Origin of the sequence: Paenibacillus sp. 2RAB27 (assembly GCF_052115445.1) — a bacterium.
In the GTDB taxonomy this organism is placed as follows: Bacteria; Bacillota; Bacilli; order Paenibacillales; family NBRC-103111; genus Paenibacillus_E.
Genome location: NZ_JBFRGR010000009.1, coordinates 94199 through 115477 on the forward strand (window position 1 = coordinate 94199; position 21279 = coordinate 115477).

The following is a 21279-nucleotide window of genomic DNA, read 5'->3' on the forward strand; positions in this document are numbered from 1 at the left end:
AACTAAAGTTAGCTAAAAATGTGATTGACGCGCTAAAAATGCCGTGTTAGATTTGTTCTACATCATATTTTATTGAGTATTCACTAAAATAATTAAATTATTTGTTTAGTTTTGTTTATCGAATAGAACTAAACTTATGACTAAACTAACTGGGGGCATACAATTTGAAAAAGTTAAAACTTGGCTACGCACCTACAAGACGCTTTGTCTTTAGTGCAGAAGACGCTTTTAAGTACAAAGTACTTATTAAGGAGAAAATCCAAAGCTTTGGGCTCGATATCGACATCGTGGATCTTGAGGGAATTAATTCTGAAGGTCTTTTATACGACGACAATATTAACGCTGACCTCATTATCGAGCGGTTTCGTCAGGAGAAGGTTGATGCTGTTTTCTTCCCGCATTGCAACTTCGGTACAGAGGATACCGTTGCACGTGTAGGTAAAGCGCTAGGAAAACCTGTGCTCTTGTGGGGCCCGCGTGATGAGGCGCCCCTCGAAGACGGGATGAGGCTTCGCGATACACAGTGTGGTCTATTTGCTACTGGTAAGGTTCTGAGACGTTTTAATGTGCCGTTTTCCTATGTAACGAATACACGTGTGAACGACCCTGTGCTTGAAAGAGGGTTTTCGAATTTTATTTCAGCGGCTAATGTTGTTCGTCAGTTCCGCGCACTTCGCATTCTGCAAATTGGTCCAAGGCCATCTTCGTTCTGGACAATGATGTGCAACGAAGGCGAGTTGTTGGAACGGTTTGGCATTGAGCTTTATCCGATTACACTCGTAGATATTCAGCGAGCATCCAAGCGTGTTGAGAACGGGAATTCCTCTGAATTAGCTCAAGCTATCGATTACATTAAAGCCAAACTGGATTGGACGGAGGTGACGGAAGCGGACGTAAGGCGGATCGCGGCATTAAAAGTCGCGATGAAACAATATGCCTTGCAAACAGGCAGTACAGCGATTGCCATTCAATGTTGGTCTTCTTTACAAGAAGCTATGGGTATCATGCCTTGCTTAGCCAATGCGATTCTGACAGATGAACAAATTCCGGTAACATGCGAAACAGACATACATGGTGCGATCACATCGGTCATGGTGCAAGCTGCTGCTATGAATCAAGCTCCAACTTTCTTCGCTGATTTGACGGTCCGGCATCCGGAGAATGCCAATGGTGAATTGCTCTTCCATTGTGGTAACTTCCCAGTATCACTTTCTGTAGAAGAGAAACCTAAACTACGCAAGCACTTTTTGTTCGATGATCATGCACCTGGAACACATGAAGGAGAAATTAAAGGCGGCGGTATGACGCTGGCTAGGTTCGATGGAGATCATGGCGATTATCAACTGTTTCTTGGGCGTGCTCATGGTATACAAGGGCCATATACGCGAGGTTCCTATGTATGGGTAGAAGTCAATGATTGGCCACTTTGGGAAGAAAAATTAGTCAAAGGACCTTATGTGCATCATTCTGTTGGGATTCATGCGAACGTGATTCCATCCTTATATGAGGCATGTCAATATATTCCTGGGCTGACACCGGATCCTGTAGATCCAACAGAAAGTGAAATTCAAGCATGGCTAAGAGGCAAGGGTTTGTAAGGAGGAGGTTGTAAATATGGAAATCAAAGCGCTGCAAGCCAAAGCAACACAAATCCGAATGGATTTACTTCAAATGATTGCGACTGCCAAAACAGGCCATACCGGCGGCTCACTTAGCAATACAGACATATTGACTGCCTTATATTATCGGATTATGAACATAGATCCTATGAATCCAAAAGCTGAAGACAGGGATCGGTTTATCTTGAGCAAAGGGCATTCCGTAGAATCTCTTTGGTCCATACTTGCGGATCGAGGCTTTTTCCCAAAAGCAGACCTCGCCACATTCAGCCAATTCGGCACAAAGCTTATTGGTCACCCCAATAACAAAGTGCCTGGTATCGAGATGAATACGGGGGCACTTGGCCATGGTTTGGCAGTCGCTGTAGGAATGGCGCTTGCTGCTAAACGTGATTGTGCGTTCTATCGGACTTATTGTCTTATGGGAGATGGTGAGCAAGCAGAAGGCTCGGTTTGGGAAGCAGCTATGGCAGGCGCTCATTATAAATTGGATAATTTAATTGCTATTATTGACCGGAATCGGTTGCAAATAAGTGGGTCAACAGAAGAGGTTATGGGGCTGGACCCACTTGAAGATAAATGGGTAGCATTCGGGTGGAACGTTATTTCAATCGATGGCAATGATATGAAAGCCTTGGTTGAAACATTTGCAGCAGCTCCAGCAGTAGCCGGTAAGCCAACATTAGTCATGGCGAATACAGTGAAAGGCAAGGGAGTTTCTTTTGCAGAGAATGTCCCCCACTGGCATCATCATGTACCAAATGAGTTAGAATTAGGGAGAGCACTAGCCGAGCTAACTGCAGCTTTAGAGATACTTGAACAAAAGGGGGAGGTACGTTAAATGAACACGATTCCTAACCGCCAAGTGATTTGTGAAACACTTCTCGAGCTTGCCAAAGATGATCGTGACATTATGGTGCTTGCTAGTGATTCAAGGGGATCAGCAGCGATGGCACCTTTCGCTAAAGCATACCCAGATCAATTCGTTGAAGTGGGTATAGCAGAGCAAAATATCGTTGGGATATCTGCAGGACTGGCACACAGTGGTAAAAAGCCCTTCGTGACTTCACCAGCTTGCTTTCTGAGTATGAGAAGCATTGAGCAGATCAAAGTGGACGTTGCCTATTCGGGAACTAATGTAAAGCTGGTTGGTATTAGCGGTGGAGTTAGTTATGGCGCATTGGGAATGTCTCACCATTCTGTACAGGATATTGCGGTTGCACGTGCAATTCCAGGATTATCGGTTATTTTGCCTGCTGATCGGCATGAAACAAAACGTATGACTGAAGCACTTGTAAAGCATAACGGCGGTGTTTATATTCGCATCGGTCGGAATGCCGTTGAAGATGTGTATGAATCTCACGAATATGAATTTATTATCGGAAAGTCCGTAAGGATGCGAGAAGGAACAGATATCACAATAATTGCCACTGGAGAAACTGTTCGAGTAGCGCTTGATGTGCATGAGGAGCTAAAGCAGGTTGGCATGTCATGCAGGGTCATCAATATGCACACCATTAAACCACTGGATGAACAAGCAATTATTCAAGCTGCCGAAGAAACAGGACATATTATCACGGTAGAAGAACACAGCGTTCTTGGTGGACTAGGTGCAGCTGTAGCCGAAGTCATTGTTCAAAATCACCCGGTTCCCATGCGTATTATCGGTATTCCTGATGAACCAGCGATTGCTGGCAAAAGTACGGAAGTATTCGAGTATTATGGAATAAGCAAAAGTAATCTTAAGCAAATCGCATTAAAAATGCTTGGTAAACAGGAGTAAGTTTGATGAATAAATCATATTTGTTGGCTATTGATCAAAGTACATCTGGAACGAAGGCACTTATCGTTGATCGTGAGGGTGCCATAATAACGCGTAGTACGGTTTCACATACAACATTCTATCCACGACCTGGCTGGGTTGAACAGGATCCGATGGAGATTTATAACAATGTAAAACACTCAGCTCATGAAGCTGTACGCTCCGCTGGGATTGCTTATGAGGCTATTGCCGCCATGACGATTACAAATCAGAGAGAAACAGCTGTCATATGGGACCTTATGACTGGTCTTCCGGTCTATCATGCCATTGTATGGCAGTGCCAACGGACCGCAGATATGTGTGCTGCTTACAAGGCGACAGGTGCGGAGGATAGGGTAAGATCCAAAACCGGCTTAATGCTGGATCCGTATTTCTCGGCTGCAAAATGGCGATGGATTCTTGGGCATGTGGAAGGCATCCAGGATAAGATGGCTGCCGGACATCTTAGAGCTGGAACCATGGACAGCTGGTTAATATGGAAGTTGACTAAAGGTAACGTGCATGCAACGGATTACACCAATGCAAGCCGTACATCACTATTTAATATTCATACATTAGAATGGGATGAAGAGCTCTGCAACCTTTTCGAAATCCCAAGCAGCTTGCTTCCTGAAGTTAAATCGTCAGATGATATATTCGGATACACAGAAGACCCAACTATATTCGGTGAAAATCGTGTACCAATCACGGGTGTCATTGGAGACTCTCAAGCAGCCCTGTTCGGAAATCAATGTTTCAATATCGGGATGGCTAAAGCAACCTATGGCACGGGGACGTCCGTGTTAATGAATGTGGGTAATAAGCCGGTTCAAGCTGGGAACGGATTAGTAAGTGCAATCGCTTGGGGGATTGGAGGAAAAGTAACGTATGCCGTTGAAGCTGTTATTCGCACCTCTGGTGATTGCTTGGCATGGGTACGTGATAATCTTGGATTATTCCGTACTTTCGAGGAAATGGAGGAATTGCTGCAAGAAGCTCCTGATAGTGAAGGCGTTTACTTCGTGCCGGCCTTCGTTGGACTCGGAGCACCCTATTGGGATTCTTACGCGAGGGCTTCAATTACTGGAATGAATCGAGGAACAACCAAAGCCCATATCATTCGGGCAGCTCTTGAAAGTATAGCTTATCAGGTCAATGATGCTGTTAATCTGATAGAGAATGAAACCCATGTTGAGCTTCAAGAATTGCGTGCCGATGGTGGAGCATCTGAGAATGTAGGCTTGATGCAATTCCAATCCAATCTGCTTGGCAAGAAAGTCGTTAAAACAGAAGTTGCTGAATTATCGCCTATGGGTTCCGCGTATATCGGTGGTGTCGGCATCGGATTCTGGCCATCCTGGGAGGAAGTAATGACGATCAAATCGAATTATCAGATCTATTTGCCATTGATAGATGCGGAAGTACGGGACGTGTATAGGGCAGGTTGGAACAGAGCTATAGTTTCTGTATTGAGATAGAATGAGATTGTAATGCTGCATTTCATGTGACCATTTCGGAATTGAACATGGCGATCACTTCACTTCTTTTGAACAGAGGAGCCAGAGGTGATGTTGTGAACATTTTCAAAATGGTTTCTTCATTAAAGTGAGCGATATAGCTTCGCATAAATATGTACGTCATCGTCAAGTTTACTAGGATGGAAGCTCTTCAATCAAGGTTGCTGGATGCAAAGGAAGGCCGTTGAAATGAAGAATTTGAGGATCGTACAGAAAATGGCGCTTGGATACCTGCTACTCGTGATTCTGCCGATTATTGTGTTCGGCGGATACTTGTACAATCAGTTCTATATGGATGTCACAAAAGAGTATTCGGAAGGCAAGCAGAAGCTGGTCATTCAAGCTGGTGAAGGGTTCCGGTCGAGTCTGAATCAGGTGGAATCGATTCATTCTCTGTTCATGAACAATCAGCAGTTGATCGATTATCTTAGTGGCTACAATACTTCAGAGCTACAATCTGTATACAATTATCTCAAAGACATTCGTCCGCTATTTGTTTATGCGCAATCGCACCATAACGAGATTTCATCTATTAAACTGTATAAAACTTTAAACGAGGTCCGCTCCGTCAACGGTGAACTTGAGGACCTGAACCAATTGGATAAGAAGCCGCTCGCCTTGCTAAGCAATGTTAATGTTGATAAAGGAGTCTGGCAGCGTCACAGCGGATCCGATATCACCCTGCTTCCGAACTTGAGCTACTACCAACGTGTTTATAATAACAGCTATACGAAGCCGCTTGCTGTGTTGGAGATTATAACAAATGATTCATTGCTGCGAAATTTCCTCAAGGCGGTCGATGTCAATCAGAACATGCAAGTGCAGATTGTGCAAGGCGGTGATACAGTCTACATGAGCGGGGGGGAAGGGCTGTACGACGAACAGAATGCAGACTTGCTGGCTATGGCCGAAGGAAGCAATCAAGGCTACGCCTATTTGCGCAAACAGAGGATGATTGTGAACACGTTATCAATCCCTGAGCTTTCAATGACGTTCTACTTCTTCAGTCAGATGGATGAAGTATTCGTTGACATCCGAATCAAGGTGTTCATTCTCGCACTTTCGTTACTGGTTTCATTGGCAGTGCTGACGGGGATCTATTACGCGACGGCTACCTCTCTCGTTAGCCGAATTCTTGGTTTGGCAAAGCATATGCGACATGTGGACGAAAACAAGCTAACCTTTTACGTTGTTGGAACATCTAATGATGAAATTGACTTTCTGACCCGATCTTACAATTCACTTGTCCATCGCATTGACGAACTGTTAAATACCGTTCATAAAGCCGAGCTCATGAAGAGGGAGGCGGACTATCTTGTGTTGCAAGCTCAGATTAAGCCCCATTTTCTTTACAATACGCTTGAATCGATCCGTATGCTGGCTGAGATCAATAACGATCAGGAAGTGGTCAATGCGACATATACGTTTGGCAGGCTGCTTCGATATACGCTGAATTCCGGAGATAATGATACAATGCTGAGGCACGAAATCGATAATGTGCAGCATTATTTGGATATGCATAAGCTGCGCATGTTGGATCGACTACGCTTCTCCATTCAGATATTGACGAATATCGACGACATTCGCTGTCCGAGGTTCATTTTGCAGCCTATCGTGGAAAATTGCATCCAGCACGGCGTCGGGTGCATTCGCAAGTGCGGGGAGATCGATATCGTCATTAGACGAGAACACGCTGTGCTCTTGATCATTATCTCTGACAATGGGCCCGGCATCTCGGAGGAACGTCTGGAATTGATTCGAGGCGTTCTTGGCAACGAATTGGATCGACAAGCGCTGCAGAACGAGAATTCCGGCCACGGGTTATATAATGTTAGCGAACGTATTCGTACGTTCTACGGCGGACAAACGCGCATGCTTATTGAAAGTCGCGAAGGAGAAGGTACGACATTTACCTTGAAACTTTCAATAGCGGAGGGATAACGATTGCTAAATAAGCCCGCCTTTAGGCAAGGAGGAATAATCCTATGAAAATTATGTCCAGTATTCCTGATTTTGAAAATTTAAACATATTGCAACTAAACGCAGAGCGTCCGAGGGCGGCTTCTATCCCGTTCGCAAATGCACAAGCGGCTTTGGTGGACGGTCGAACTGCCTCCCCGTTTTATCGATGTCTGAATGGAGATTGGAAATTTCATTACTCGGAGAACCCGTTTGATACCCCGGAACGGTTTTATGAACAAACGTTTAACTGCGAGGCGTGGGATACACTCCCAGTTCCGTCGAATTGGCAGCTACACGGCTACGGAGTACCCTTATACAGCAGCAGCAAGTATCCGTTTCCGGTTGACCCGCCGTTCATTCCGAAGATGAATCCAACGGGCTGCTATGCTCGGATGTTTATTATCCCTGACAGCTGGATCGACAGATCTGTCATTCTCGCGTTTGACGGTGTGGATGCGGCATTTCATTTGTGGGTGAACGGTGAGGAAGTCGGCTTCGGTCAAGGCAGCCATAATCGGATGGAATTTGATATTACGCCTTTTGTCCGCTCTGGGGAGAACAAGCTAGCGGTACGYGTCTATCAATGGTCGACCGGCAGCTATCTCGAGGATCAAGATAAATGGCGATTGAGCKGGATATTTAGGGACGTATATCTGCTATCCGTCCCCATTGTGCATATGTTCGACGTTCGCATTCGGACTCGCCTCGACGAGACGTACCGGCAAGGTGTGTTGGAGCTTGCCGTCACCTTCATGAATCGATCTGACCGATCGGGAGAGTCTTGCGACCTTCATGCGGTTCTGCTCGGACCAGCGGATGAACTTGCAAGCGCAACGCTTGCCGTCGCTGCAACTAGTCCTCGTGCAGAAGCCGTCGTCCATGCCGAGTTTCCAGTAAGCGACCCTGAGCTGTGGTCGGCTGAGCAGCCTGCTCTCTATACGCTCCTGCTGACATTGATCGATGCAGAAGGTAAAGTGGCAGAAGCACATCGCTATACAGTTGGCTTTAGGGACGTGAAAGTGAAGGGGGGGCGTCTGCTCGTCAACGACAGGCCGGTCATCTTTCGCGGAGTGAACCGTAACGAATTCGATCCAGATCTCGGTCATGTAACGACGATGGAGGCGATGGTTCGCGACATTACGCTGATGAAGCAGCATAACATTAATACCGTTCGTTGCTCTCATTATCCGAACGATGAGCGCTGGCTCGATCTGTGCGATCAATATGGGCTGTACGTCATTGATGAAGCGGATTTGGAGACGCACGGTTGTGTATTTCTTGGAGAGATCAGTCGTTGGATCAACAATCCTGACGAAAAGACAGCTTACGAAAGCAGGTTGGCTGAGGATCCTGAGTGGAAGGAGGCTTTCCTAGATCGGATGGTTCGTCTAGTTGAGCGAGACAAGAACCATCCTTCCGTCATTGTCTGGTCCCTCGGGAATGAGTCGGGCTATGGTGACAATCACGACGCCATGGCTGCATGGACGAGAGAGGCGGATCCGACGCGTCCGATTCATTATGAACGGGCTAAGGATGCACCGATCGTCGACATCATCTCCTCCATGTATCCTTCGGTAGACATGCTGATCGCGGAAGGTGAGAAGGAGGAGACACGACCTTATCTGATGGTGGAATTCGGGCATGCGATGGGCAACGCACTTGGCAATCAGAAAGAATATTGGGATACCGTCTACCGATATCCCCGTCTTTGTGGCGGTTTGATTTGGGAGTGGACAGATCTCGCGATTCGCCACCGTGCGAGCGACGGAAGCCTCCAATACGCCTATGGTGGCGATTTCGGTGATAAGCCTCATAGCGGCAACTTCTGCATCGACGGATTGCTGTTCCCTGACCGTAGCCCCAAGCCCGCCATAATCGAATTCAAGAAGGCGATCGAACCGGTCACCGTTCATCCGGTGCAACCGGAGCAAGGCGTCTTACAGATAGGCAATCGTTATGATATTGTTTCGCTGAAACACCTTGCCATCCATTGGCGCGTGTATTGTGATGGCATCCTACTAGAGGAAGGGGAGCTTGCACCGCTGGATATTCCGGCAGGAGGAGAGGAGCTGGTCACGATTCCATTCTGCACGCGCCCGACAGATGGACGCAGTGAATATTGGCTGCATGTCAGCTTCGTCCTGCGCGATTCCACGGATTGGGCGCAGGCAGGACATGAGGTGGCTTGGGCGGACGTGCCGCTGAACAATTCGGCTTGTTCGGAGTCTACCGCAGACACCGAGGTGTTGGCCGAAATGTCCGCTGTGGAGTACGATCGAATCATTCGCATTGACGGCGACGTCTTCACGTTGACGTTCGACAAGCTGAGAGGAGAAATAACGGCTTGGGATTATAAAGGTGTATCTTTGATCGCGCAAGGACCTCGCGTCAATTTGTGGCGGGCACCGATTGATAATGACGTCCATCTAGCGAAGAAGTGGCGTGATGCAGGCTATAATGAGCTTGAAGCCTACGTTCGCAATGTCGAGTTATTGACACTACAGGACGACACTGTCATTCAGATCAAGACGCGTTCCGTGCTCAGTGTTAAAGGCTTCCGGCCATTATTCCAAGTAGAGCAGCTATATACGATTCACGTCAGCGGGGAAGTGGAGCTGGAGAATCGGCTTGAACCTTTGAAGGAAGGACTGCCGCCTCTGCCAAGAGTGGGTATTCACTTCGTGATGCCGGAGCGATTCGATCGGTTCTCATGGTTCGGCCGTGGCCCGCACGAATGTTACGCTGATCGCAAAGACAGCGGGAAGCTTGGCGTGTACAAAGGAACGGTCGATGAGCAATTCGTGCCCTATATTAAGCCGCAAGAGAGTGGAAGTAAGGCGGACGTGCGTTGGGCTGCTGTCGCGGATGTAGACGGCGTTGGGCTGCTCATTGCGGGAGCGGGGATACCGCTCGGGCAAGTTGGTGTAAGCCGATATTCAACCCGGGCTTTGAGCGAAGCCAGGCATCATTCTGATCTAATCCATCAGGGCGAAGTGGAAATCAATGCCGATTGGAGACAATCGGGTATTGGCAATCATAGCTGCGGCTATGCCCCAACGTTGCCGTCTTATCTGGTGGCCCCTGAATCGACGGAATTTACGGTTCGAATGAAGCCTTTCTCAAGCGATGAGGCACAATGACCAATTTTACATGATGTATGTCGGTTATGATGGCATTGGCTATCAAACGGCATTACAAGCAATGATCTGCTGAGTTGGCGGAAGCATTATATTTTACCAACAATAAGTGATGGCAGTTGTGTGATAGATAATATGAATATGATAATTATTGGCGCTATTTACGGAAGGGGATAGGGTGCGGGGAGTACGTCTAACAAAGGCCTTGACGAGCATGACCGGGTTGTAAACGGTCGGCTTGTTTCGCGCGCACATTTTTTGATAACGTTCTAATTCAGAATATTAAGAAATGATATTAAAAATATTCACTTTCCAAATTTAGAAAATGCGGAATTTGATTACGCTTACAAAAACCTTAAAAATGATCGCTGGAATATAAGTTTTCAACACTATTCATGTCATTCTATCGACTATACAATAAAGTCATATTCTCCAAGCGGCAGCTTGAGTCGGGGGAAGAGGGAGGAGTGAGGATAGTTTGGAGCAGCTAACGAAGATAAGCACATCGCAACGGACACGGCAGCTCCCTGCGGTAAAACGATCCATCTGGCGTGAAATTGTAAAACAGAAATATGCTCATTTGTTTGTTTTAACGGGAATGCTGATTGTCTTCGTCTTCAATTACTTGCCGATGTTCGGCATTTTGATGGCATTTAAAAATTATTCCATCTCGAGCGGTATTCAAGGAATCTTTACTAGTGATTGGGTTGGGCTCAAATATTTCAAGGAATTTGTCCACGCTTACAATTTCGAACTCATTGTAACGAATACGCTGGCAATCAGTCTTTTGAAGTTGTTTTTTACCTTCCCGATGCCAATTATATTGGCCATTATGTTTAACGAAGTTCGGCTTCAGTTCTTTAAGCGTTTCGCACAGACAGTCAGTTACTTTCCTCATTTTATTTCGTGGATCGTTGTTTCCGGGTTGCTCGTTGTCTTCTTGTCAACCAATTCTGGAATTGTAAACGATTTATTGAAGGGATTAGGCATTGTAGAGAATTCGCTTCCATTCCTGTCCGGTCCGGAATATTTCTGGGGACTAGCCGTCACGACGGCAATGTGGAAAGAGGCAGGCTGGTGGGCGATTATCTTCCTCGCAGCGATCAGCGGTCTCGATCCTACACTGTATGATGCGGCCGAGATGGATGGAGCCGGTCGACTGCGCCGCATCTGGCATATCACACTCCCTGGCATTCGGGGCACGATAGTAGTCGTACTTATTCTGGCAGTAGGAAGCATGCTTGGCGGAGGCCTTGTTGGATCTAACTTTGAGCAATCGTACTTGCTCGGTAATGCGATCAATAATGAACGCTCGGAGATCTTGCAAACTTATGCGTTCAAGATGGGCTTAGCTCAAGGACGATATGCTTATGCGACGGCAATCGACTTGCTTCAGTCGGTTATCGCGATCATTCTTGTATTCGGAAGCAACTACTTGTCCAAAAAAGTCACCAAAAACAGCTTGTTCTAGCAGCGGAAAGGAGTCAAATATGCATCGCAGAACGATCGAAGACCGCATCGTTGATACAGTAAATATTAGTTTACTTGTCATCATTGCGCTGGTTACGATGTACCCCTTTTATTATTTAATCATTATTTCATTCAATAACGGGCTTGACACCTCGCTGGGAGGCATCTATTTTTGGCCAAGGGAATTTACGTTAAGCAATTATGAGAAGTTTCTCAGCGATCCGAAGTGGATAAAGTCTTTTGGCGTATCGGGGCTAAGGACAGTTGTCGGAGTGGGAGTCACGATCTTGTTTACGTGTTTGACAGCGTATGGACTGGCGTATCGTAAACTGGTGTTTCAAAAGTTCTATTTTTCATTTTTTATCATTGCCATGTACACGTCGGGCGGACTTATCCCCTATTACGTTGTACTGCGCAGCATAGGATTACTCAATACATTTTGGGTTTATATTGTTCCAGGTGCAGTGACGATCTTCTTCCTCATTATTGCGGTCTCGTTCTTCCGTGAGATACCTGCGGAGATGGAGGAATCGGCGCGAATAGATGGGGCTTCAGATTTAACCATTTTCTTAAAAATAATCATACCGGTCTCCAAGCCGCTAATTGCTGCAATGGGATTGTTTATAGGCGTAGGACAATGGAACTCATGGATGGATTCGGCTTATTTTGTCAACAAGGATTCGCTCCGGCCGTTAACCTACCGAATGATGGAAGTTATCAATCAAGGTATGGTTCCAACTGATATGGCTTCTGCGGAACGGGCTGCGGCCGTTACTGGTGTGACAACCTTCTCGATACAGGTTACAGCAATGGTAATCGCGGTTATACCGATCCTTCTCGTGTATCCATTTTTGCAAAAATATTTTGTACAAGGAATTATGATAGGTTCCGTAAAGGGGTAAGCAGCAGTAGGTTGATTCTGGTGTATGACGTTGTGGATCGCGGATTAAAACCGCAGAGACAAAGGTTTTATTCCGTTTCACAGCTAAACTATGGGGAAGATAAAAAGGAGGCAATTTCAATGAATAAGGTTTTTAAATCGAGTTGGTTGATAGCGCTTGCTGGGATGCTGTTGCTAACAGCCTGTACCAGCAACAATAGTGATGCTAGCAAAGAGAGTACCAAACCAGATGCCACTAAACCAGAAGCTACTAAACAAGTTGCAGAACAAAAAATTGTAGAGCTTAATGTATTCGTCAATATGCCATGGTGGTCGCTTAAGGACTGGAGCGGTAAGATACCGGAAGAAATTACAAAGAAAACCGGTGTTAAGCTGAACGTCCAGGTTGCTACGGATGATAAGCAGCTGCCGCTTCTGATCGCTTCAGGCGATTTGCCTGATTTGGTGTATACGGCGACTGATCTGACGCGTATGGCCGTCAGTAATGTATCCTATCCATTGGGTGACTTAATCAAGAAGTATGCGCCGGATTTCAAGATTAGCAAAGAACGTATTGGTGTCAACACGATGCCTGACGGCAACTTCTATACGATACGCAATGCATTCTCCACGGAGCAAGAATGGAAAGATAATCCGAAAGCAATACCAGGTGCGAACGGTATGACTTTCCGGCAAGACATTATGGATAAGATTGGAAACCCAGCGCTAAATAACTTGGATGATCTTACCTCGGTTCTGGGAAAAGTGAAAGCACAGTATCCGGATATGGTGCCACTCGTGTGGGATAAAGATCAAATCGGTCAAAATCTACGCATCAACTTCGGGTTGAAAAAGGGCAAAGGATTCGTGGACATAGACGGCGCTGCGAAATACTACCTGAAAGATAAAAACTATTTGAATTACTACCTGTACATGAACAATCTGTACCGTAATGGATATATGACTTCTGAGAACTTCACATTTAAGGACGCTCAGCAAGATGATCAATTGGTATTGAATGGTAAAGCCTTTGCCCATGGCGGAGGAAATGCAGATATGACTAACCCTCAATTAGAGAAACTTGGCGCAGCATTCAAAATGACGCAAGTGACGAAGCTGCTTAGCGACCAAGCGGGTATTCCGATGGGTGGATCCGGCTGGGCAGGTATGTACATAACGAAAAAGAACAAAAATCCAGAAGCTGCAATTAAATTCCTGCAGTACATGTACAGTGAAGAAGGACAAAAACTCGGACTTTACGGTATTAAGGGCGAAGATTGGGAATGGAACGAAGCAGAGAAATATCCGGTTATGAAATATGATTTCAACAACGCTGAAATCCAAAAGAAAATGGGCGTCGTTTGGTGGGGATTGATTGGCAGCAGCGGCGTTAACGAAGCGCTACAACGTTATACCCCGGGTTCTCAAATGACGAATTGGGGTCTTGCCACCAGAGCCGCGCTTAAATTTAACCCGGCACTGGGTCTGGTTGCTACAGAACCGGATACAGAAGAGCAAGTGATTGAAGCTCAAATCACAAACATGGTCACGACCGAAGAATTGAAAATTTATTTGGCGGCTTCCGAAGCAGAAGCAAAAGCGCAATACGAAACAATGCTGAAGAAAGCTGAAAGTCTTGGACTAACGAAGCTAGAAACGTGGGCTACAGCGAAGTACAAAGAATATCAGAAAAACTTTTAATCGTATCTTGAGGTAACAGTAACAAAATTGGAAGATTGCCGATATGGCCGAAATGCTTAAGCGCATTTCGGCCATTGAGTCATTCATATTCTGTTTGTTAGGTATCCAAGGGGGTTTGGAAAAGATCATATTTATTAGGAGAGATTACTATGACAACTAGTAAAAAAGTTGTGTTATTTCAAGGGGATTCCATTACGGACGGGAACCGAGGGAGGACAACCGATCCTAATCATATTCTGGGACATGGCTATGCTTTTATTATCGGATCCAAGTTGGGCTTCGATATTGCAGAACAACCTATTGAGTTCGTCAACCGTGGAGTCAGTGGCAATCGGGTCTCTGATTTGTATGCCCGCTGGAACGAAGATTGCATCAGCATTAAGCCCACCCTGCTCAGCCTCCTAATCGGAGTAAACGACGTTTGGAGCTCTATAAACGGAGAACCCATTGGTACCACCGCCTGTTTCGAGCGGACGTACCATATACTTATGAAAGAGACCCGGGAATTTCTTCCGGATACCAAGCTTGTCTTGTGCGAACCGTTCATCCTGAGAACCGGAGCAACTTCAGAAAGATGGGACATCTGGAAGAAGACGATGCAGGGATACCAACAAACCGTACGTGACCTGGCCGAAGAATTCGAAGCTGTATTCGTTCCACTCCAGAAGGCTTTCGAAGAAGCCTGTTCCAGAGCTGACGCTTCATACTGGATTTGGGACGGCGTACATCCGACTTCCGCTGGACACCAGCTTTTGGCCAATCAATGGTTATCTGTGGTTCAACAAAAGGGTTTAATTTAATGGATGTTCATATCCGAATCTCAGGAGGATCTTTACATGAATTACAAGAATCTGCGCGAGAGGTTTGCTTCACCCGATCCGGACTTCGGTCCAGTGCCTTTTTGGTGGTGGAGTGCGGAGGAAGTAACAGCGGAACGCATTCGATGGCAATTACAGAAATTCCGCAGTGGAGGCTTGCGCAATATTGGCATCATTAATATTGCGCCGACGGGTCCACAATACGGAAGCGTTGCCGACGATCCGCCATACTTTAGCGAGCGCTGGTGGTCTATGTTCGAAGTGGCTGTGCGGGAAGCGCAGAGGCTGGGTATGCGTATTTTCTTCTACGACCAAATCGGCTTCTCAGGATCGAACTTCCCAGCCCACCTTGTCGCGGAGCAGCCGGAATTAGCCGGTTACCAGCTTCGCAGACTTGCACTTGGCGAGGAGCTTTCTGAGGGCGTAGAGCTGCTAACTGAGAGCGGCGGCTATCGTTACATAACTGTTCGGCAAGGATTTAACTGGCTCGACAAGAGCGCGACAGAGCAGTTGTATGATCGGATTTACGGCGAGTTCGAGCGGCGTTTTCCGAGTGAGCTAGGCCGGACGATTGGCGGCAGCTTTCAGGATGAGCTTCCATCGATGCCGTTATGGACGGATAGCCTTCCCAATCTGTATGCCGAACGGTATGGAGAGGACTTGATTGCAGCATTACCGGCCCTGTTCGAGGATGTGGAGGGAGCTTCGTTCATCCGCAGGCGCGTCTACGAGCTGGCGACAGAGCTGGCGGAGGAAGCTGTGTTCAAGCTGCAACATGAGTGGCACAATCGCCATAATATGCTGCAGTGCTGCGATCAGGCTGGACCTGCGCGTCGCGCCGATCTGCATGGTGCGCAACGGCTGTATCTGGATTACATGCGCACCCATCGCTGGTACAATGCAGCTGGCAGCGATATGGATGGCGAGATCAAGCCACATGCTTCGATGGTTCATTTGCACGGGGGCAAACGGGTGTTTCTGGAGTCTTTCCATACGAGCGGCTGGGGCGGAACGATGGAGGAGACGTTGCACTGGCTGGTGCCTTGGCTGCAGTCTGGCGTGACGCTTTACAGTCCTCACTCTGTCTATTACAGTACGCGTGGCGGATGGTGGGAGTGGGCGCCGCCCGACACGGGATGGCGTCAGCCGTATTATGAGCATTACGGCGTGTTGGTCGATACGGTCAGCCGCGCATGCTGGCTGTTAACGCAAGGAACGCATGTCGCCGATGTCGCGGTACATTATCCTTCGCACGCAGCATGCGGTTGGATGTCGCTTTCAGACGGAGGGCCGCTCCAGCATCCGATGGTTGTCGCCAACTTGATGCCGAATAAGCGACTCGAGCATGTTCAAGCGGTTTACCAATCTCTGACGGGCCGTTGGAATCGCAAGGAGCGTAATGAACCAGGTGCGCTTCGCTCCGCATGCATGGATTTTGATGTGACGGACGATTCTGCTTTGGAGATTGCGAAGATGTCAGACGGCAAGCTTCGAATTGGCGACGAATCATTCTCTGCGCTAATACTGTGCGGCACCACAATTATGGATGATGCTGCCTTAGCGAACGTGAAAGCATGGATTGAAACCGGTGGACTGGTAATTGCTGTACAGTGCGGAGAGGATGATCCGGTGCTGGAGGGTGCTATCTATGTCAGCTCCGCCCAAGACGCGTTAGAAATACTTGAATCGAAGTCACTGGGTCGCACCAATGGGCCGAATATGCCGTTGATGCGCAGGACAGAAGACGCTGATATATTCCTATTGCTGCCGGAAGCGGGGGAGCTGCTGCCGATGCACGAACCGTCGGGTGAATGGGCGCGGCCTCCGCGGAGCGCACGCTATCGTCTACGCACTGTAGGCTATCCGCAGCTGTGGGATCCGGTGAGTGGGCAGGTGTCCCCGCTTTCATATAACAGGGACGGTGAATGGGTTGAACTGGAAGTGGTATTCGACAGCTGGCCAGCGGCATTCGTCGTATGCCCATGGGATCAAACGGAGGCTGAAGTGTTCGGCCATTCCACTCGCCCATCGGACAGCCAGGTGCTACCAGCGGAAGTACCCGCGCTTCCTGCAGAACAGGACCCGGTAACAGAGCTGCACGACTGGCAGGTATTGGCAGTGCCCACGCTTGATAATCGCTATGGGGATTTCGATTTACATGGCGGTCAAACGGCTTTTGCACCGATCGAGCGCCGCGAGCTGCTTGTCGCACGTGAGGAGAGCGAATCGGACGGCATGGCAGCTAACTGGCTTGTGAGCATCCTTGACGATTCGGTCTGGATGAAACGGCTGTGGAGCGAGGCGGCTTACTGGGAAGCATCTCGGGAACAGAGCTTTGATGCAGGCAGCATTTGGCCGGTCGTCTACAGTAATACGCTGGGGGATCTGTCATTCCGGACATGGGCGGGCCGTATGGGCCGGGTTCCCCGTAAATTCTTGAATTTGGGAATGGCGGATTTAGGCGATAAGGTATGGGCGAGGACGCATGTAGTAGCGCCGAAGGCCGGGACATACTGGCTGCGCACGGAGAGCAATGCGGCAATCATGCTATGGGTGAATGGAGAAAGGATCGCATGCAGCGGAGGTCCTGAGGAGCAGCGATCTGCCGTGTACCTGAAGTACGGAGCCAATTCGTTGCTGTTATGTGCGGAGGCGCTAGCCAATGGGCTGATCCGCACAGGGGTTACCTTGTGTGCGGAAGAGCAGGAGCCGCTGCCGAAGTGGATTTATTCTCCTAACCCTAATCCGAAAACTCGGTTGTCGTACACGATTTTCGAGCAGGACAACAGTGGTGTCAGTCGCGTACGCGTCATCTTCTGTGCGAAGGAGCGCGTTGTGCTCTATGTGAACGGCAAGCTTATGACCGAGCATGGCGATTTCAATCCGTATATCCGGCAAGGTCAAGAAGAAATTGATCTGACGCAGTATTGGCGCGGCGGCGATAATACCATAGAGCTTGTCATGCCAGAGGGTGAAGGTGTGGCAATGGTCGACGGCGTGATCGAGCGGGTAGATGGAAGCAATCAATTGTTCTGCACCGGCACATCGTGGTTGAATGAACAGGGACTGCACTCAGAGGTACTGCATGAAGCAGTGCTTCAGTTTGCAGAAACGGAGACAATGTGGCTTCCCGGCCGCACACATCCGCTGCCGAATATCGGCTGGCTGATGCCGGATGCCAAGCCGACGTCTCAGCCACTGCCATTCGTGCGAGAACCAGCTCAGACGGGAAAACCAATTTGGCTGCGCTTCCCACTCCCGGCTGGTGCCACAGCGCTTCAGGTCATCTGCGCTGGTGAGTGTGAATGTTGGATAGACGGAGAGCGGAAGGTAATGCGTGATGGCCAAGCTCGGTTCGAAACGCAGTCGGCAGGAACAATGGCTGCGCTTCGCATCGTGCCGAGTGATTTGAGTACTGAGACGGATGTGTTACTCGCGCCGATTCGGTTCGAGGTCGCGCCGGTCGAAGGAAAACTCGGCGATTGGAGATCCGTGCTGTGCCTGCCGCATCATAGCGGCGTAGTTGAGTATGAATCGATGGTCGAATGGAAAGAAGACAATGGCGCGGTACTTGAGTTGGGTCATGTTCGCGGTACGGCTGAGGTATGGCTGAATGGCAGCCCGCTTGGCGTACGCGCATGGAGTCCATATCGATTCAAGCTTGATGTCGGTCCGGGAACGCATCATCTGCGTATTCGGGTGACGAACACGTTGGGAACCCATTATGAAATCGGCCGCCCGTCAAGCAATGTCGGTGGATCCACGAATCCGAAGGTGTCTTACTGGCAGACGGATACAATGCCTGAGCATTGGGAAACGGCTTTTGCAGCCGGCGGCCTGTATGGTCCCGTTAGCCTGTATGCCATTAAATAACAATATGCACATCTTTAGGTGACTAAGTCCCGCAAGGTGGATTGCTCTTACCCTAAAGGCCGTCGGCGCGAATTTAGACGCTTAAATGATATTGATTACATATAAAATAAGATGCTAGCACATGAAATCGATTGAATAAAATTCCATTATTGGATATCGCGGTTATATAATAAATGTATTAGCGAAGCACAATGTTCACACTAAAGCTCAAGTACAAGGAGGGATAACATGCTTAACTTGATGATCGTAGATGACGAACCCTTTATGTTAAAGGGGCTGATTAATATCATTGAGAAAGGGCAGACACCATGCTCGCAGATCGTCAGTGCGTATGATGGATTTGATGCACTTGAAAAGCTGAAGAACTTCCGTCCCGATTTGCTTATTACGGATATTCAGATGCCGGAGATGAATGGACTAGAACTGATACGAAAAGTGCGTGAGCGAGGCCTATGCGATCACTTCATAATTTTGACCGGATACGATGATCCTACCTATCTGCACCAAGCCATACGCTGTAAAGTGATTGATTATCTCTTAAAGCCGATTAATAAGGCAGAGCTTTACGACGTAATGACGAATCTGTCGCTTGAGTTGCTGGAAAGTGAGGATGAGGTTTCATCTCAAGCCTCATTAAATTGGGATGAAACCGTCCCAGGGATCGACTACGATCAAATGTCCAAAAATGTCAAAAAAATTATCCGGCATATCGAGACGCATTATAGGGAAAATATTTCACTCGATCAAATTGCCGAGCATGTATACTTACACCCCAATTATATTAGCTCGCTCTTTCGTAAAGAGACTGGGCTGACGCTGATTAATTATTTGCATCTTTACCGCATTAAGAAGGCGAAGTTACTGATGCTTGGCGATTCGATGGATTCCTTACACCGTATATCCGAGCAAGTTGGTTATGAGAGCGTCCGACACTTCTTCAGCGTTTTCAAAAAATATTGCGGTCTCACACCGAGCGAATATCGGCAGCACTATAAAATGCATTAGTCATTCAAAATGTTCGCCCATTGCATTTTGAAGTAGAAATAGGAGGTAATTAAATGAATAATCATAGACCTTGGGATAACGGGAGACTCATTGTTTCGGAAAACGGACGGTATTTGCAACATGCTGACGGAACTCCGTTTTTTTGGTTGGGAGATACGGCATGGCTAATCTTAAAACGGACGACGAGGGAGCAGGCGCTGACTTATCTGCGTGACCGGAAAAACAAGGGCTACAACGTCATTCAGATCATGCTTGTGCATGATTTAAATTCCGAGAACGCTTACGGGAGAGTGCCGTTCCGAGATCTCGATTTGGACCAGCCCGATGCGGAACGATCAGCAGAGTTTACAAGTTATTGGTCATATGCTGATGAGGTGATCGGAATGGCAGAGCGTGAAGGGCTGTATGTCGCTCTTGTCCCCGTATGGGGCAGCGTTGTAGAACATTATTCAATCAATGCCGGGACTGCGGAGCGTTACGGCGAATGGGTCGGCAATCGCTACAAGGATCGTTCTAACGTGATCTGGCTAAATGGAGGCGACATCCGTGGTAGCGATCATATGGATGCATGGCTCAATATGGGCCGTGCGATACGGAAGGCTGCCCCAAATCACCTGATGACGTTTCATCCGTATGGACGGACACAGTCCTCGACGTGGTTCCATAACGAGGATTGGCTCGACTTCAATATGTTTCAGTCGGGGCATCGTAGCTATGACCAGATGGAGGAGGACAAACCCGACACGTTAGTGGGCGAAGACAACTGGCGATTTGTGCAAATGGATTGGGCAAAAGTTCCAGCGAAGCCGACGATAGATGCCGAGCCGTCTTACGAGGATATTCCACATGGCTTGCATTTCTTGGAAGCTCCAAGATGGACTGCGGACGATGTGAGGCGTTATGCCTATTGGGCAGTGTTCGCAGGCGCATTCGGGCATACCTACGGACACAATGCGGTCATGCAGTTTCATACAGAGGAGCGGGGCGTCGGAGCATACGGCTGCACGCGGAGCTGGATCGACGCGTTGGATGATGACGGCGCAAAGCAGATGGTCCATTTGAAGCATCTGATCCTATCAAGGCCTTATCATGAGCGGACGCCTGACGAGACGACGATTTGCGGCGATCCGGGTTACCGATACGATCGTTTATTCGTGAACTTGGGCAAAAGCTATTTGCTGGCGTACACCTATACGGGCCGCACGATCACCCTGCGGCTTGGTCAATTCTCTGGCAAGCGGGCCGCGGTTTGGTGGTTCAATCCGCGAACAGGTGAAAGTGAATCCGCTGGACTGGTGGACAACGAGGGAATGCAAGCGTTCGTTCCTCCTTCGATAAGCGCACCAGGCAACGACTGGGTGCTGGTGCTTGACGATGTCGATCAAGTATTTGCGGCACCAGGTCTCCCATTTTTACGCTAAATTTATGACAGTCCCCCTCCGTAGGAGCCAATGTGTCACATTCGCTGAGGGGGCAGTACTTAATCTAAAGCAATT

12 protein-coding genes and 1 pseudogene are annotated in these 21279 nt (G+C 48.0%); all 13 read left to right on the forward strand.

Features of this window, described 5'->3' with window-relative positions:
- Positions 1–164: 164 nt before the first annotated feature.
- Positions 165–1598, forward strand: a complete 1434-nt coding sequence (locus AB4114_RS15150) for an L-fucose/L-arabinose isomerase family protein (RefSeq protein ID WP_441989175.1) — start codon at positions 165–167, stop codon at positions 1596–1598.
- Between the two features lie 7 nt (positions 1599–1605).
- Positions 1606–2460: pseudogene (locus AB4114_RS15155) on the forward strand (transketolase); the annotation flags it as partial.
- Complete coding sequence (locus AB4114_RS15160; RefSeq protein ID WP_441989176.1) at positions 2461–3402, forward strand: transketolase family protein; 942 nt, start codon at positions 2461–2463, stop codon at positions 3400–3402.
- 5 nt (positions 3403–3407) lie between these two features.
- Positions 3408–4898 (forward strand): glycerol kinase GlpK, encoded by a 1491-nt coding sequence (gene glpK, locus AB4114_RS15165; RefSeq protein WP_441989177.1) that lies wholly within the window; start codon positions 3408–3410, stop codon positions 4896–4898.
- A gap of 228 nt (positions 4899–5126) precedes the next feature.
- Positions 5127–6878 carry a sensor histidine kinase gene (locus AB4114_RS15170; protein WP_441989178.1) on the forward strand — a complete coding sequence of 584 codons (1752 nt, stop codon included), beginning with the start codon at positions 5127–5129 and terminating at the stop codon, positions 6876–6878.
- 44 nt (positions 6879–6922) lie between these two features.
- The gene (locus AB4114_RS15175) at positions 6923–10039 is read left to right on the forward strand and encodes a glycoside hydrolase family 2 TIM barrel-domain containing protein (RefSeq protein WP_441989179.1); all 3117 of its coding nucleotides are present in this window, start codon (positions 6923–6925) and stop codon (positions 10037–10039) included.
- Between the two features lie 475 nt (positions 10040–10514).
- Positions 10515–11507 (forward strand): ABC transporter permease, encoded by a 993-nt coding sequence (locus AB4114_RS15180; RefSeq protein WP_441989180.1) that lies wholly within the window; start codon positions 10515–10517, stop codon positions 11505–11507.
- Positions 11508–11526: 19 nt separating this feature from the next.
- Complete coding sequence (locus AB4114_RS15185) at positions 11527–12408, forward strand: carbohydrate ABC transporter permease (RefSeq protein WP_441989181.1); 882 nt, start codon at positions 11527–11529, stop codon at positions 12406–12408.
- Positions 12409–12527: 119 nt separating this feature from the next.
- Entirely contained in the window at positions 12528–14087 is a 1560-nt protein-coding gene (locus AB4114_RS15190) for an extracellular solute-binding protein (protein ID WP_441989182.1), read from the forward strand.
- Between the two features lie 149 nt (positions 14088–14236).
- Positions 14237–14887, forward strand: coding sequence for an SGNH/GDSL hydrolase family protein (locus AB4114_RS15195; protein ID WP_441989183.1), 651 nt, complete (start codon positions 14237–14239; stop codon positions 14885–14887).
- 36 nt (positions 14888–14923) lie between these two features.
- Complete coding sequence (locus AB4114_RS15200; RefSeq protein ID WP_441989184.1) at positions 14924–18778, forward strand: hypothetical protein; 3855 nt, start codon at positions 14924–14926, stop codon at positions 18776–18778.
- A 228-nt stretch (positions 18779–19006) separates the two neighbouring features.
- Positions 19007–19783 (forward strand): response regulator transcription factor, encoded by a 777-nt coding sequence (locus AB4114_RS15205; protein WP_441989185.1) that lies wholly within the window; start codon positions 19007–19009, stop codon positions 19781–19783.
- Positions 19784–19836: 53 nt separating this feature from the next.
- Positions 19837–21204 carry a glycoside hydrolase family 140 protein gene (locus tag AB4114_RS15210; RefSeq protein ID WP_441989186.1) on the forward strand — a complete coding sequence of 456 codons (1368 nt, stop codon included), beginning with the start codon at positions 19837–19839 and terminating at the stop codon, positions 21202–21204.
- The last annotated feature ends 75 nt before the right edge of the window (positions 21205–21279 follow it).